General features: G+C 69.8%; 18 protein-coding genes. 14 read left to right on the top strand and 4 right to left on the bottom strand.

The window, feature by feature from the left end; translation table 11 throughout:
* Window positions 1–24 precede the first annotated feature (24 nt).
* Window positions 25–300 carry a hypothetical protein gene (locus BM150_RS21540; RefSeq protein ID WP_245755659.1) on the top strand — a complete coding sequence of 92 codons (276 nt, stop codon included), beginning with the start codon at window positions 25–27 and terminating at the stop codon, window positions 298–300.
* Between the two features lie 76 nt (window positions 301–376).
* Here the strand turns inward: BM150_RS21540 and BM150_RS21545 are convergent, their stop codons facing one another.
* From BM150_RS21545 to BM150_RS21555, 3 genes are all read right to left on the bottom strand, one after another.
* A complete protein-coding gene (locus BM150_RS21545) occupies window positions 377–2,683 on the bottom strand; it encodes an ATP-dependent DNA helicase (protein ID WP_281243741.1) in 2,307 nt (768 codons plus the stop codon).
* 195 nt (window positions 2,684–2,878) lie between these two features.
* Entirely contained in the window at window positions 2,879–3,439 is a 561-nt protein-coding gene (locus BM150_RS21550; RefSeq protein WP_092929560.1) for a nicotinamidase, read from the bottom strand.
* A gap of 75 nt (window positions 3,440–3,514) precedes the next feature.
* Window positions 3,515–4,816, bottom strand: a complete 1,302-nt coding sequence (locus BM150_RS21555; protein ID WP_092929479.1) for a nicotinate phosphoribosyltransferase — start codon at window positions 4,814–4,816, stop codon at window positions 3,515–3,517.
* A gap of 73 nt (window positions 4,817–4,889) precedes the next feature.
* Here BM150_RS21555 and clpS point away from each other — a divergent pair, with 73 nt between their 5' ends.
* From clpS to rdgB, 12 genes are all read left to right on the top strand, one after another.
* Window positions 4,890–5,183: an ATP-dependent Clp protease adapter ClpS gene (gene clpS, locus BM150_RS21560; protein ID WP_092929481.1), complete on the top strand. Its 294-nt coding sequence runs from the start codon at window positions 4,890–4,892 to the stop codon at window positions 5,181–5,183.
* Window positions 5,184–5,199: 16 nt separating this feature from the next.
* Window positions 5,200–5,763 (top strand): DUF2017 domain-containing protein, encoded by a 564-nt coding sequence (locus BM150_RS21565; protein WP_092929482.1) that lies wholly within the window; start codon window positions 5,200–5,202, stop codon window positions 5,761–5,763.
* A gap of 161 nt (window positions 5,764–5,924) precedes the next feature.
* Window positions 5,925–6,980 (top strand): P1 family peptidase, encoded by a 1,056-nt coding sequence (locus tag BM150_RS21570; RefSeq protein ID WP_092929483.1) that lies wholly within the window; start codon window positions 5,925–5,927, stop codon window positions 6,978–6,980.
* A 91-nt stretch (window positions 6,981–7,071) separates the two neighbouring features.
* Window positions 7,072–7,527 carry a M67 family metallopeptidase gene (locus BM150_RS21575; RefSeq protein WP_092632748.1) on the top strand — a complete coding sequence of 152 codons (456 nt, stop codon included), beginning with the start codon at window positions 7,072–7,074 and terminating at the stop codon, window positions 7,525–7,527.
* 77 nt (window positions 7,528–7,604) lie between these two features.
* On the top strand, window positions 7,605–7,883 hold the full coding sequence (locus BM150_RS21580; RefSeq protein ID WP_092929485.1) for a MoaD/ThiS family protein: 279 nt from the start codon (window positions 7,605–7,607) through the stop codon (window positions 7,881–7,883).
* Window positions 7,884–7,912: 29 nt separating this feature from the next.
* The gene (locus BM150_RS21585; RefSeq protein ID WP_092929488.1) at window positions 7,913–8,863 is read left to right on the top strand and encodes a PLP-dependent cysteine synthase family protein; all 951 of its coding nucleotides are present in this window, start codon (window positions 7,913–7,915) and stop codon (window positions 8,861–8,863) included.
* A gap of 199 nt (window positions 8,864–9,062) precedes the next feature.
* Window positions 9,063–9,704 carry a rhomboid family intramembrane serine protease gene (locus BM150_RS21590; RefSeq protein WP_092929490.1) on the top strand — a complete coding sequence of 214 codons (642 nt, stop codon included), beginning with the start codon at window positions 9,063–9,065 and terminating at the stop codon, window positions 9,702–9,704.
* A complete protein-coding gene (gene murI / locus BM150_RS21595; protein WP_092929492.1) occupies window positions 9,701–10,525 on the top strand; it encodes a glutamate racemase in 825 nt (274 codons plus the stop codon). Before BM150_RS21590 ends, murI begins: the two co-directional genes overlap by 4 nt.
* Window positions 10,522–11,292: an MBL fold metallo-hydrolase gene (locus BM150_RS21600; RefSeq protein WP_092929494.1), complete on the top strand. Its 771-nt coding sequence runs from the start codon at window positions 10,522–10,524 to the stop codon at window positions 11,290–11,292. The genes murI and BM150_RS21600 overlap by 4 nt, the downstream gene beginning before the upstream one ends.
* Window positions 11,293–11,478: 186 nt before the next feature.
* A complete protein-coding gene (locus tag BM150_RS21605) occupies window positions 11,479–11,898 on the top strand; it encodes an Imm1 family immunity protein (protein WP_092929496.1) in 420 nt (139 codons plus the stop codon).
* Between the two features lie 115 nt (window positions 11,899–12,013).
* A complete protein-coding gene (rph, locus tag BM150_RS21610; protein ID WP_092929498.1) occupies window positions 12,014–12,769 on the top strand; it encodes a ribonuclease PH in 756 nt (251 codons plus the stop codon).
* Entirely contained in the window at window positions 12,766–13,371 is a 606-nt protein-coding gene (rdgB, locus tag BM150_RS21615) for an RdgB/HAM1 family non-canonical purine NTP pyrophosphatase (RefSeq protein ID WP_092929500.1), read from the top strand. Before rph ends, rdgB begins: the two co-directional genes overlap by 4 nt.
* A 141-nt stretch (window positions 13,372–13,512) precedes the next feature.
* On the opposite strand, the gene BM150_RS21620 is transcribed toward rdgB, so the two are convergent.
* Window positions 13,513–14,073 (bottom strand): hypothetical protein, encoded by a 561-nt coding sequence (locus tag BM150_RS21620; protein WP_092929502.1) that lies wholly within the window; start codon window positions 14,071–14,073, stop codon window positions 13,513–13,515.
* A gap of 269 nt (window positions 14,074–14,342) precedes the next feature.
* On the opposite strand from BM150_RS21620, the gene BM150_RS21625 reads away from it, so the two are divergent.
* A complete protein-coding gene (locus BM150_RS21625) occupies window positions 14,343–15,107 on the top strand; it encodes a sulfite exporter TauE/SafE family protein (protein WP_092929504.1) in 765 nt (254 codons plus the stop codon).
* Window positions 15,108–15,119: the final 12 nt, after the last annotated feature.

Here is a 15,119-nt window from a genome sequence, read left to right on the forward strand (position 1 = left end):
CCGAAAGGTGGCGCCGTGCTTTCGATGTTGCGTAAATACGGAATGGACTCGGACAAGATGTTCGGTGCGGGGATGGCCTCGATACTCTTAGCGATCATCTCCTGGGGAGCCTCCCGCGGGCTGCGAGGGGAGAACCTGGCGCGAGCGGACAGGTGGGGAATTTTCATCGGGGAGTGGGCCCCGACGTTCTTCGCGCTCGGTGCGGCCATGCGGTTGGAGGAGTACACGCATCCGGAGGTGCCTGAGCAGTCCGAACGCCAGCAAGAACGCGACAGGAGCTTTTCCGAGGTCGGCAGGTGAACGAGCCCGGTGGCGGAGTTCGAGCGCCGGGCTCCGCCACGGGCCCGTACGGGCTCGCCGCCCGGCGAGTCCCCGATCAGCCCGCCGCCTCGTCCAGGCGCCGCAGTGCCCCGCGCACCACCTCGGGGTTCTCGGTGTTCCAGAACGGCGGCAGCGAGGCGCGCAGGAACCCGCCGTAGCGTGCCGTGCTCAACCGGGGATCCAGTATCGCGATGACCCCGCGATCGTCCGCCGAGCGCAGCAACCTGCCGGCCCCCTGCGCAAGCAGCAGCGCGGCGTGCGTTCCCGCCACTGTGATGAAACCGTTGCCCCCGCGTGCCGAGATCGCCTGTTGCCGAGCCGAGGCGAGCGGATCGTCCGGTCGGGGGAACGGGATGCGGTCCATCACCACCAACTGCAACGACTGACCGGGAACGTCCACGCCCTGCCACAGCGACAACGTGCCGAACAGACTGGTCGCCGGGTCCGCGGCGAACGAGCCGACCAGCTGCGAGGTGCTGTCCTCCCCTTGGCACAGCACCGGAGTGGACAGTCGTTCCCGCAGCTGTTCACTGGCCTGCCGTGCGGCGCGCATCGACGAGAACAGTCCCAGGGTGCGCCCACCAGCCGCGGTCACCAGCTCCGTGAGTTCGTCCAGATAGGCATCCGGGAGTCCGTCACGCCCGGGTTTCGGCAGGTGCCGCGCCACGTACAGGATGCCGCTGCGCGGGTAGTCGAACGGTGAGCCCACGTCGAGCCCCACCCAACTCGGTTCCGAGTCGTCCGAGGGCGGCTCCTGCGCGGTCGCGGTGTCGGTGGCCGGTCTCGCCTCCCGCTGCGGCGGCAGTCCCCACTGCGAGGCCAACGTGTCGAACGAACCCCCCAACGCCAGCGTGGCCGAGGTCAGCACCGTGGTGCGCTGCCCGAACAGTCGTTCCCGCAGCAGTCCGCCCACGCCCAGCGGTGCCACTTTCAACGAGGGCGGCCGGTTGTTCTCCGCGCTGATCCAGATCACGTCGCGTCGGTCCCGCTCCGGTTCCTCGAACGCGTCCAACAGCCGGATCGCCGTGTCCTGGATCTCCTGGGTCGGTGCCAGCGCCAGCTTGCGTGCGCTGCCCGACTCCACGTCCTCGCGCTGTTCGGGCCCCAGCGCGTTCACGCAGGCCGCCGCCGCGTCGCGGATCCCGGACAGCGCGGCGGACAGTTGGCGGGACGGCTCGCCCAACCGACCGGGCTCGGCCTCGCCCAGTACGAATTCGAGTCCCTCACCGGCCTCGTTGAGCCGATCCGCGATCTCCTCCTCCACGGCGCGACCGCACTTGCGGGCCGCCTGCTTGATCGCGTTGCCCGACAGCTCGCCACCCGCCGCGGTGGTCACCCGGTCGACCAGCTCGTGCGCCTCGTCCACGACCACCATGTCGTGCTCCGGCAGCACCGGGCGGTCGTCGAGCGCGTCGATGGCCAGCAACGCGTGGTTGGTGACCACGACGTCGGCGCGTCCGGCCTCGTCGCGTGCCTGCTCGGCGAAGCAGTCCGAGCCCACCGGGCAGCGGTGCGCGCCGAGACATTCGTTGCCGGTGACCGAGACCTGCCGCCAGGCCCGCTCCGAGACGCCGGGCACGAGTTCGTCGCGATCCCCGGTCTCGGTGTCCGAGGCCCAGTCGTGCACCCGTCGTACCTCGCGCTCCAACGAGGACGCGGCGAAGGCGTCGAAAAGTGCCCCCTCGTCCGGCTCGTCGGGGGCGTTGCCGTGTATCCGGTTCAGGCACAGGTAGTTGCGCCTGCCCTTGAGGATCGCGAACGTGGGCCTTCGCCCCAGTGAGTCCGCCAGCGCGTCCGCCAGCCGGGGCAGGTCACGATCCACCAGCTGACGCTGCAGCGCGATAGTCGCGGTGGAAACCACCACGGTGGTGTGCGCGGTGACGGCGTGCCGGATGGCGGGAACCAGATAGGCGAGCGACTTTCCCGTGCCGGTGCCCGCCTGTACCGCGAGGTGCTCACCGGACTCGATCGCGTTGCCGACGGCCTCGGCCATCGCGGTCTGGCCGTCCCGCTCGCTGCCGCCGACGGCCTCCACCGCGACGGAGAGCAATGTGGACAGATCGGCGGGTTCGACGTCGGTCCGGATCCCGGCAGCCGCCGTCCCCGCGCCCTTCGCCGTTCCGCCGCCCTTCCCCGTGCCGGAGCCCTTTCCGGCCCGTCGCTCCGCACCGCTCGCGGTCGGTCCGGTCCCGTCCGCGCTCGACCCGCTCGTGAGGTCTCGCCGCGGCGGCTCATCGGCGGATTCCGCGGTGCGGGTGTCGGAAGTCGGTTCCGAGCTCCTCGTCAACTCCGGGGGCAGCTCCTCGGTGCCGTCGGGCTCGAAAACGTCGGGAACGGACCAGTTCGGAACGGATGCTGGCACGGTCACCGACGTTACCGCAGCGCGCCGCGGGCATCGCGGCCCTCCGCCCGCGCGGGGCCGCCGTTCGGTGTCCGTCCACGGGGACGCCACTGGTGATCGCCGCTCGACCGGCCCCATCCCTCCGAGGCGCCTACTCACCCGCGGCCGCTCGACCGGGGGCTGAGTCGTGCCGAGTTCCGCCACGGGCTCCGGGCACTACCCGCCGCGAACCACGGGCTCCCCGGTCAGCTCGACCCCGGCCTCGCGAAGCTGTCGCAGCGCCTCGCGCACGGTCCCCGCCGCGACCCCGGCTGTCAGGCCCAGCATCACTCGGGTGTCGAACCCGGCGCCGGCCGAGTCCAGCGCGGTGGCACGCACGCAGTGGTCGGTGGCCAGCCCGACAACGTCGACCTTCCGCACGTCCCGCGCGGCCAGCCAGTCCGCCAGGCCGTTGCCCTCGAAACCGGAGTAGCCGTGGCTGTACTGTCCCTTGGAGAACACCGCGTCGATCGGAGCCACGTCCAGTTCGGGGTGGAACGCGGCCCCCGGAGTCGCCGCCACGCAGTGCACCGGCCAGGAAGTCACGAAGTCGGGCTCGTCCGAGAAGTGCTCGCCCGGGTCGATGTGGTAGTCCCGAGTCGCCACCACGTGATCGTGGTCCGACTCCGCCAGCAGCCGGGAGATCGCGGCCGCCGTTTCCGCGCCACCCTCGACCGCCAGCGCGCCGCCCTCGCAGAAGTCGTTCTGCACGTCGACGACGATCAACGCCTTGGCCATTTCCCGTACCTCCAACACCACGTCACATCAACAGCCCTGTCGCACCGCTCGTTCGGGTAGCTCACCCCGGGCGGGTCAGAAATTCTCGAACACCGTGGGGATCGCGGGCTCGCCCGCCGAGAGCTTGAGTCCTTCCCAGGGCAGGCTCACCAGCGCGTGCCGCAGTCGTTGCCTATTGTCCTCCAGCCCCGGGAGGTTCTCGACCCGTTCGCCGCCGCGGACCAACGGCAGCTGCATGAAGCGGTCGTGCGGCCCGGCCTCCGGCGGCTCGATGCCGGGACCGTTGCGGTGCACCACCTCCTCCAGCGCCGTACCGGTGGGCTTGTGCCTGCGCAGCGCGTTCTTGCTCCCGCCGCGCGACTCCTTGTGCGAGCTGCGCTTGACCACCGGGCGACCGTCCACCTCGGCCAGTTTGTAGACCATCCCGCAGGTGGGGTAGCCGGAACCGGTCACCAGCGAGGTGCCGACCCCGTAGACGTCCACCGGTTCGGCGCGCAACGAGGCGATGGCGAACTCGTCGAGGTCACCGGACACCACGATCCGTGTTCCGGTGGCCCCCAGCGAATCGAGCTGCTCCCTGGCCTGCCTGGCCAGTACCCCCACGTCCCCGGAGTCGATGCGTACCGCGCCGAGGTCCGTTCCGGCCACCTCCACCGCGGTGTCGATCCCCTCGGTGATGTCGTAGGTGTCCACCAGCAGGGTGGTGTCCGCCCCCAGCGCGGCGACCTGTGACTCGAACGCGGCGCGCTCGCTGTCGTGCAGCATCGTGAACGCGTGCGCCGAGGTGCCCGCCGTGGGAATCCCGTACCTGGCTCCGGCCAGCAGGTTCGACGTCGCGGTGAACCCGGCCAGGTAGGCGGCCCGCGCCGAGGCGACCGCCGACTCCTCGTGCGTGCGCCGGGACCCCATCTCGATGATGCGTCTGCCGTTGGCGGCCGAGGCCATGCGCGTGGCCGCCGCCACGATCGCACTGTCGTGGTTGAGGATCGACAGGACCACGGTCTCCAACAGCACCGCCTCGGCGAAGGTCCCGCTGACCGTCAACAGCGGTGATCCGGGGAAGTAGAGCTCGCCCTCCGGATAGCCGTCGATGTCACCGGTGAACCGGAAGTTCGCCAGCCACTCCAGGGTGCGCCGGTCACAGACCCGGTCGCGTTCCAGTGCCTCCAGTACTCGCTCGTCGAACCGGAAGTTCTCCACCGCGTCGAGCAGCCGCTCCGTCCCGCCGACCACCCCGTAGCGGCGGCCGTCCGGCAGGCGCCTGGTGAACACCTCGAACACGCAGTGGCGGTGTGCGGTGCCGTCGCGCAGGGCGCTGCTGAGCATGGTCAGTTCGTAGTGGTCGGTGCGCAGCGCTGTACTGGCTGGATCGGTCATGTCCGCGAGATTACGTGCCGGCCGGAACCGCGTGGGCGGCAGTCGCCCGCCGGCATCGTGTGAGAATGGACGTATGACCACGCCCGCCGAAGTCGAAAGTGCGCAGGCCGAGCCGGAGGAGGCCGCGAGCGAGGAGCGGCCCTGGGTGGCCGTCGTGTGGAACGATCCGGTCAACCTCATGTCCTACGTGACCTACGTACTCCAGAAGATCTTCGGCTACAGCAAGGAGCACGCCACCAAGCTCATGCTGGATGTGCACAACAAGGGCCGGGCCGTGGTCTCATCCGGCTCCAAGGAAAAGGTGGAGGGCGACGTGGCGAAACTGCACGCCGCGGGGCTCTGGGCCACCATGCAGCACGACTCGTGAACGGGCAGCGAATCCAGTGCAGGATTGGACACGCGACAACGACAGGCTGGTGACCGAGTTCGAACCGAACGAGGCCGCGGTGATCCGGGGGCTCGTCGGTGAGATCAAGGACATGCTCACCGCCCGCGCCGACCAGGCGCCGCAGGACGAACTCGCCGAGCTGACCGGGATGCGTGCCGGGCCGAGCACACCCCCGGAGGAAGGCGTCCTCGCCAGGCTGTTGCCCGACTTCATCCGACCGGACCGGGACAGCTTCGAGCCGGAGGCCGAAAGCTCCGACACCGCCGGTGCGCTGCGCTCGCTGCACGAGCCCGAGCTGATCGAGCACAAGAGCGGGGTGGCCGCCACCGTGCTCGACACCTGCCCCGAGCGCGGCGGCAGGGTGTCGCTGACCGAGGACCAGGCCGACAGCTGGCTCTCGGCGCTCAACGACGTCCGGTTGGCCCTCGGTACCGCGCTCGGGGTCTCCGAGGAGGTTCCCGAGGATCCGCCCGAGGACCAGCTGCAACGCGAGCACTACTACGTCTACCAGTGGCTGACCTGGGTGCAGGAGAGCCTCATTCAGGCGCTCAGTTCCTGAGCGGTGGAGCCGATCGACTCGGGATCCGGCTCGGTACCGCCGGCTGAGTCGGTGCCTCTCCGGAACGGATGTCGGGTGGTGCCGCGTGTCGTGACGCGTGGAGACCCGCCGTTGGCGGGAACGCTCGCGTTCGAAGCCTTCGGTCGTCGAGGATGACGCACATGGTCGATTCGCTTCCCGGCGCGGGACCCAACAACGCGATCACCGACATAGCGGGCGTCACGGTCGGTCACCAGCGACGGCTGGACGAACGGTGGGCCACCGGCAGCACGGTGGTGCTCACGCCGGCCGGAGCCGCCGGTGCCGTGGACGTTCGCGGCGCCGGTCCGGGGACCAGGGAGACCGACGTGCTGGCTCCCGAGAACCTGGTGCGGCGGGTGCACGGGATCGTGCTCGGCGGTGGCAGTGCCTACGGGCTCTCGGCCGCCGACGGTGTGATGCGATGGCTGGCCGAACGCGGCCACGGCGTGCCCGTCGGTCCCACCCCGCACGAGGTCGTGCCCGTGGTGCCCGCCGCGGTGCTGTTCGATCTGCCCATGAGCGACTGGGGCAGACGTCCCGACGCCACCTTCGGCTACGCCGCGTGCGAAGCGCGGACCGCGGGCCATCCGGGTGCCGGGAACGTCGGTGCGGGCACGGGCGCCGTCGCCGGGGCGATCAAGGGTGGTCTCGGGACGGCGAGTTCGGTACTGGCGGACGGGACCAGGGTCGGTGCGCTGGTGGCGGTCAACTCCTCGGGGAGCGTGGTGGACCCGACGACCGGTCTGCCGTGGGCTGCCGACAGCGGTCTCGAAGGAGAGTTCGACCTGCCGCGGCCCTCGCCGGAAACCGTCGGTTCAGCGGCGCGGCGTACCGCCCGGTCCGACCGCGCGGGCAACGAGATCACTCCGCTCAACACCACGATCGGGGTCGTGGCCACCGACGCCGGTTTCGGCAAGTCCGAATGCCGCAGGATCGCGGTCGCGGCGCAGGACGGGCTGGCCAGGGCGATACGTCCGGCTCACGGCATGACCGACGGGGACACGGTGTTCGCGCTGGCCACCGGTGAGCGCACCACCCCCGCGGCGGGTGAGCCCCGTTGGCCGGCGGCGTTGGACGAGGTGTGCACGGCGGCGGCGCACGTGATGGCCCGGGCGATCGTGCACGCCGTTCTCGCGGCGGGATCGGTGGGTGCCGTGCCCTGTTACACGCGTCTCTACCATCCCGAACGGGAATGAATCATGGTCGAATGTCGTTTCGACCGATGAACGACCGGTCACCGGGTTCACATTATGGGACCACGGTGAATCACCCCGTAGGATGGTGGCTGTGCTGGTGATCCGACGCGACCTCGTGGATGCGATGGTTGCGCATGCTCGACGGGACCACCCGGATGAGGCGTGTGGTGTTGTGGCGGGACCCGAGGGGTCCGACCGCCCGGAGCGAATGATCGAGATGATCAACGCCGAACGTTCGCCGACGTTCTACAGGTTCGACTCCACCGAGCAACTGCAGGTCTGGCGAGCCATGGACGCCGCCGACGAGGAGCCGGTGGTCATCTACCACTCGCACACCGCGACCGAGGCGTACCCCTCGCGGACCGATGTTTCGTACGCCTCGGAACCCAACGCGCACTACGTGCTCGTGTCCACCAGGGACCCGCACGAATACGAGCTGCGCTCCTACCGCATCGTCGACGGCGTCGTCACCGAGGAGCCGGTGGAGGTCGTCGAGTCCTACATGTTCGCCCACACCGGCGGCGACGACATCCCCGACCTAGGCTGAGTCCCCGCGTCGTGCGGTCACGCACGGTGCGGCTGTCGGGTGGATTTGCGAAATTTCGTGTAGTAGGAGGTTGCGCCATGGCAGTCAAAGTTTCGATCCCGACGATCCTGCGTAGTCACACCGACGGGCAGAAGTCGGTGCAGGCCGACGGAGGAACCGTCGCGGAGGTGATCAACGATCTGGACTCGCGGCACAGCGGTCTGAAGGATCGGCTGGTCAAGGACGGTGGACTGCACCGCTTCGTCAACGTCTACGTCAACGACGAGGACGTCCGGTTCGTGGGTGGTCTGGAGGCCACCGTCAGCGACGGTGACAGCCTGACGATCCTGCCGGCCGTCGCCGGTGGCATGCGCTGAAGCATTCACCTCTCGGGGAGGAGGTAGACGTGGCTCGCTACGACTCGTTGCTCGACACCCTGGGCGACACCCCGCTGGTGGGGCTTCCCGCCCTCTCACCCGCACCCGACGTGCGGCTGTGGGCGAAGCTGGAGGACCGCAACCCGACGGGATCCGTCAAGGACAGGCCCGCGCTGGCGATGATCGAGGCGGCGGAGAAGGAGGGCACCCTCACCCAGGGCTGCACCATTCTCGAGCCCACATCCGGAAACACCGGCATCTCGCTGGCCATGGCCGCTTCGCTGAAGGGCTACGGGCTGGTGTGCGTCATGCCGGAGAACACCTCCGAGGAACGCAGGCAGATCCTGCAGGCCTACGGAGCACGGATCGTCTCCTCCCCGGCCGAAGGTGGTTCCAACCAGGCCGTCGCCGTGGCGAAACAACTCGCGGAGCAGAACCCGGACTGGGTGATGCTCTACCAGTACGGCAACTCGGCCAACGCCGAGGCCCACTACCGGGGGACCGGTCCCGAGATCCTGCGTGACCTGCCCGGCGTGACCCACTTCGTGGCCGGGCTGGGCACCACGGGAACGCTGGTGGGCGTCGGCCGTTATCTGCACGAACAGAACCCCGGGACCCAGGTCGTCGCCGCCGAGCCGCGCTACGGCGAGCTGGTTTACGGACTTCGCAACCTGGACGAGGGATTCGTCCCCGAGCTCTACGACGCCGACGTGCTCAATCGGCGGTTCTCCGTCGGTTCCTACGACGCGCTGCGCCGTACCCGGCAGCTGCTGGAGTCCGAGGGGATCTTCGCGGGGATCTCCACCGGTGCGGTGCTGCACGCGGCGTTGACCGTGGGCGAGCGAGCCGCCGCGTCGGGGGAGTCCGCCGAGATCGTCTTCCTGATCGCCGACGCGGGCTGGAAGTACCTCTCCACCGGTGCCTACAGTGGCACTCTGGACGAGGCGGCGCAGCGGCTGGACGGCCAGCTCTGGGCCTGATCGAAGTTTTCCGGTCGGGGCCGCGTGGGTGGTCGTTTCGGCGCGGGGAGCGCCGAAACGACGGGCTCTCCCGAGCGGTTTCAACGGGTGGGTGCCACGGTGAGGCGGTTCCCGAGCTGGTGGGGCGGCTTCGGCTCGGCGTAGGCTCGGCGGTGTGAGTTCATCGCCCGGGGGACCGAGCCGAGCACCCAAACCACGCGTGATACCGCGGCGCCCCGCCCGTGCGGCGCTGATCATGCTGGGCATCGTCGCCCTGCTGTACCTGCTGGAGCTGATCGACCAGCTGTTCTTCCAGAGCGGCGTCATGAGCCCGCGCGTCACCGGCCTGGACACGAACGGCATCCAGCCTCGTGAGCTCGACGGCCTGGACGGGATCGTCTGGTCGCCGTTCCTGCACCTCGGATTCGAGCACCTGGTGTTGAACACCGTTCCGCTGCTGGTGCTCGGCTGGCTGTGCATGGCGGGCGGAACGCGTCAGTTCGTCGCGGTGACCGTGGTGGTGCTGCTGGTCGGCGGGTTGGGCACCTGGCTGACCGGGCAGGACGGGACCACCCACCTCGGCGCCTCCGGCATCGCCTTCGGTTGGCTGCTCTTCCTGCTCGTGCGGGGTTTCTTCAACCGCAGCGCGGGCCAGATCCTCGTGGCGGTGGTGTTGTTCTTCTACTGGGGCGGCATGTTGTGGGGAGTGCTCCCCGGCGGACAGCCGAACGTCTCCTGGCAGGCGCACCTGTTCGGCGCGCTGGGTGGTGTGCTGGCGGCCTGGCTGGTCCGGCGCGGTGACCGGACTCACCCGGCACGGCACGCGCGACGCGACGAACCGACGGGCGGACTCGGATCGTGACCCAGGCACCGATCGGGATCTTCGACTCCGGCGTGGGCGGTCTGACCGTCGCCCGCGCGATCATGGACCGGCTGCCCGACGAGCGGCTGCGCTACGTGGGCGACACCGCCAACGCCCCCTACGGTCCCCTGCCGCTCCGCCGGGTGCGGGAGCACGCGTTGTCGGTGGCCGACTCCCTCGTCGAAGAGGGCGTGAAGATGCTGGTCATCGCCTGCAACACCGCCTCATCGGCCTGTCTGCGCGATGCGAGGGAGCGCTACGACGTACCGGTCGTGGAGGTGGTGCTGCCCGCCGCACGACAGGCCGCCGCCACCACCCGAAACGGCAGGGTGGGCGTGATCGGCACCAGCGCCACCGTCAGGTCCCGTGCCTACGAGGACGCCTTCGCCGCCGTTCCGGACGTGACGCCGCACCCGGTCGCCTGCCCGCGGTTGGTGAACTTCGTGGAGCGGGGAACCACCTCGGGGCGCCAGATCCTGGGGCTGCTGCAGAGCTACCTGGAGCCGCTGCAGCGGGCCGACGTCGACACCCTCGTCCTCGGCTGCACGCACTATCCGCTGCTGAGCGGGGTGCTGCGGATCGTGATGGGGGAGCAGGTGACGCTGGTCTCCAGCGCGGAGGAGAGCGCCCGGGAGGTCGCACGCGTGCTGACCGAGCGTGACTCGCTGGCCCGACCGGCCGATTCCACCGCGACACCCGATCACGAGTTCCGGGCGACCGGATCACCCGAACCGTTCGCCAAACTCGCCAGGCGTTTTCTCGGACCTTCCGTCACATCCGATGTTGTGTTGCCTCCGGACGTGTCACGCTCGACCGCGTGAAGCTGACGATTCTCGGATGCTCCGGCAGCATTCCCGGACCCGACGCGCCCGCCTCGGGGTATCTGGTGGAGTCCGGCGACACCAGGATTCTGCTCGACCTGGGCAACGGCACGCTCGGCACGTTGCAGCGCTTCGTCGATCCGTTCACGCCGGAGGCATTGCTGCTGTCACACCTGCACCCGGACCACTGCGCCGACTTCGGGGCGCTGACCGTGCTGCGCCGCTACCACCCAGCGCCGCCGTACGACCCGGTCGAGCGGAAGCTGACCGTCCACGCCCCGGTGGAGGCCCCGGAACGACTCGCCGCGCTGTACGCGCCGAACGCCGCCGAACGAGCCGGCGCCGACCTCTCCGACGTCTTCGACTTCGCACCGATGCCCGAGACCCCGCTGCGGTTGGGGCCGTTCGAGATCACCGCTTTCCCCGTGCACCACGTGTGCCCCAGCTGGGGGTTCCGGATCGCGGCCGAGGGGCGTGTGCTGGCCTACACCGCCGACACGGGCCCGTGCGAGGAGCTCACCGAGCTGGCCCGTGACGCCGACGTGCTGCTGGCCGAGGCGTCCTGGCCGGACTCGCCCGATCGTCCCGACGGCCTGCACCTGTCCGGCAAGCAGGCGGCCGAGCTGGCCAACAGCGCCTCGGCGCGGCGGCTGCTGCTCACCCACCTGCAGCCCTGGTGCGACGACGCCGCGATCCTGGCCGAGGCGCGCGAACACACCGCCGTCCCCACCGAGCTGGTCACCACCGCCGCCCGGTACGCGGTCTGAACGCGTGCGGGCGGAACCCGTCGAGCCGGTCCTCCCCGGTGGGCCGACACCTGGTGGCGTCACGGTTCCGGCGGGTGGTCGGGAGTCCCGCCACCGGAGTCGTCCCAGGTGCCCACCCTGGGGCCATCGGGTGAGTGGAATACTGCGGGCGTCAGTGTTCGTGACCGTTCGCAGTGGAGGATCTCCGTGCCGATCACCGCCGTGTGGCCGATCGAGTCGCCCGAGGACGCCAACAGCGGCGACGGGGTCACGCTGACCGAACCCGACGAGGTCGACGGGCTGCTCGCCAGGTTGGCGGAGCCGAACGCGGGGGTCGCCACGGTCTGGCACGAGTCCCGCGAGCTCGCCGACGAGGACGAGGGGATGCCCGACCACGACGTGTGCGTGGCGGTGCGGGACGGTTACGGCTACCTGAGCTACATCGACGTGGAGCACGACCTCGCCGTTCCGGAGGGCGATCCCGCCGCACCGGCACTGCGCGGTGGTGACGTCGAGTTCCCCGAGGGAAGCGGGGTGTCGTTGGACACGCTGGCCGAGGCGTTGCGGGAGTTCCTGCGCACCGCGCGGCGGCCCGAGACCGTGACCTGGCGCGCCCTCGAAGAGTGAGGGGGCTTCTCCGAGCGGCCCACGCCGTCCGCGATCACTGGACGTGAGCCTCCTGTCCTTTCGAGTGGAACCGCCGCCTTCCGGGAGGCACGGGAGGACGTTCTAGGGTGGGTGCGTGGCAAGAGCTGATGGCAGGAGCGACGAAGCGCTCCGGGACGTACGTATCACCCGCGGGTATCAGGACTGGCCCGCCGGATCGGTGCTGGTCGAATTCGGACGTACGCGGGTGCTGTGTGCGGCCAGCGTGCAGGAGGGTGTGCCGCGCTGGCGCACCGGTTCGGGTCTCGGTTGGGTGACGGCGGAGTACGCGATGCTTCCCTCGGCCACCAACACGCGCGGGGTGCGCGAGTCGGTCAAGGGCAAGATCGGGGGACGTACCCACGAGATCAGCAGGCTGGTGGGGCGGTCGCTGCGCAGCTGCATAGACATGAGCGCGCTCGGTGAGAACACCATCACACTGGACTGCGACGTCATCCAGGCCGACGGCGGCACCCGCACCGCCGCGATCACCGGTGCCTACGTCGCGCTGGCCGACTCCGTCACGTGGTTGCGCGCGGCCAAACGCCTCTCCGACCCCAAGCCGCTCTCCTGCGCGGTTTCGGCGGTCAGCGTCGGTGTGGTCGACGGGAAGGTACGGCTGGACCTGCCCTACGAGGAGGACTCCCGCGCCGAGGTCGACATGAACGTCGTCGCCACCGACCACGGAACCTTCGTGGAGGTGCAGGGAACCGGCGAGGGCGCCACGTTCCCCAAGTCCACTCTGGACAAGATGCTGGACATGGCGCTGGCGGGCTCGACACGGTTGTGCGAGCTGCAGGCCGAGGCGCTGACCGAGCCGTATCCGGGCAAACTGCCGGGGAGTGCCGCATGAGCGAGCTGCTGCTCGCCAGCCGCAACGCCGCGAAGCTGGCCGAACTGCGGCGGATTCTCGACGACGCCGGGGTGGCCGGTCTGCACGTGATCGGCCTCGACGACGTGCCCGAGTTCCCGGAGGCCCCCGAGACCGGGGCCACCTTCGAGGCCAACGCGGTGGCCAAGGCGGTCGACGCGGCGCGCGCCACCGGGCTTCCCGCCGTGGCCGACGACTCCGGGCTGGCGGTGGACGCGCTCAACGGGATGCCCGGTGTGCTCTCGGCACGCTGGGCCGGTGGGCACGGGGACGATCGGGCCAATCTGGATCTGGTGCTGGCCCAGCTCGGCGACGTGCCGGACGAGCGCCGTGGCGCGGCGTTCGTCGCGGCGGCCGCGTTGGTGACGCCGGAGGGGGCGGAGACCGTGGTGCGCGGCACCTGGCCCGGTCGCCTGATCCGCGAACCGCGCGGTTCCAACGGCTTCGGTTACGACCCGATCTTCGTGCCGGAGGGGGAGAGCCGCACCTCGGCTGAGTTGTCCGCGGCCGAGAAGGACGCGGACTCGCACCGGGGCAGGGCGCTGCGCGAGCTGCTGCCGCACCTGCGGAAGCTGGTCTCGTAACGCTCGGCTCCGTGGCCGGGAGCGCCACGAGTCTCGATGCGACGACAGCCGACCACGCGTTGGTCTCGCACTCGGTGCGGCGTGTTCGTCACCGCCGATCGAGTGCGTTTCCGCGGTGGAGGCATGTCGTGTCGCCGGGACTCACCGCGGCGGCTCCGGACCGTGAGTTCCCCATTGACCGGGCGGACCGACGGGCTGTCCCGAGGCGCCGTACTCGGTCAGGAGCCCGCGGGACGGCGGGAAGAGCTGCACTCCCACGATGACGTTGGTCACGCTCATTGACGTCGTAACCAGCGTGATCATGCCGGCCACCATCAGCAGGGGGAGCGGTTCGTCGGTCGCCGTCGTCGCCATCGCGATACCGAACCCGGTGATCACGGCGAAGACGATCGTGAACACCGTGAACGCCACTGTCAGGTTGCGGATCTGGCGTGCCAGGGTGAGGTTGACGTGTCCCGTGGACACGCAGCTCCTGCCGAAGGCGAGACCCGAACCGGACACGAGCAGTCCCAGCACGCAGGCGCCTCCGGTGTAGACGACGAAGGTCAGTTCCGCCGACAGGACGACCAACACCCCCGCGAACGCCACTGCCGCCAGCATTGACACGAGACCGATTCGCAGTGATGTGCCACGAATCCGGTTCTCCAGCCCCGATGGAACCCGGATGAACCGCAGGTAGGGAAACGGGTCGCCGTAACTCATGAATCGCTTTCCAGCCGTCAGCGCCCCACCGGTGGGACCGTCCGAAGTGCGCGGTGTTTCGCAGCGGTGTCGGTCGTTTCGGTGACGGACGCCTCCCGGTCCTCCTCGTTGAGAATCCACCCCTCGTTCCGCATGTGGAGGACGGTAGCGACCGGGCTGTCCCATCGGTGGCCGTTCGAGTGAATCGCTCGGTGAGCCCCGAACGACCCACGAGTGCCGAGCGTCTCCCCGTGCGGAGGAAGGCGGGGCGGAACGGCTAGGTTTCCGGCGTGCTTCCCGAATGGCTCGAACTGTCGCTACTGGTGCTCGTCGGATTCCTCTCCGGCGGTGTCAACGCCGTGGCGGGCGGTGGATCCCTGCTGGTGTTTCCCGCGCTGCTCGGCACCGGGCTGTCCCCGCTGGCCGCCAACGTGACCAACGCGGTGGCGCAGGGGCCGGGGTTCATCGGCGCGGCGCTCGGCCAGCGGCGTGATCTGGTTCGCAACGGCAGCAGGCTGCTGCCGACCTCGATCGCGGCGGTGCTCGGCTCGGTGGGTGGCTGCGCCCTGCTGCTCACCCTGCCCGGATCGGTGTTCGACGCGGTGGTTCCGGCACTGGTGGGGCTGTCGGCGGTACTGATGGCGTTCCAGAACCGCATCCGCGCCTGGCTGGGAAACCCCGATCAGCACGGCCCCGACCGGACGGTACTGCTCACCGCCGGGATCCTGCTCGCCTCGGTCTACGGTGGTTACTTCGGCGGCGCCCGCAGCGTGATCCTGGTGGTCGTCCTGGTACTGACCGCCAATGCCGAGCTCAGGATCCTCAACGCGGCCAAGAACTGGCTGAGCCTGCTCGGCAGCCTCGTCACGCTGGTGATCTACGCACTGCTCGCACCGGTGGACTGGGCCGCGGTACTGACACTGATTCCCAGCACGCTGCTGGGCGGCTATCTGGGCGGAAAGGTCGCGCGGCGGCTTCCCCCCGCCCTGTTGCGGTGGCTCGTGGTCGTCATCGCGGCAGCCGTCGCCGTCTACCTCGCGGTGGACCGGGGATGAGTGCTGTCGATT

The organism is Actinopolyspora alba (assembly GCF_900112765.1).
GTDB classification, from domain to species: domain Bacteria; phylum Actinomycetota; class Actinomycetes; order Mycobacteriales; family Pseudonocardiaceae; genus Actinopolyspora; species Actinopolyspora alba.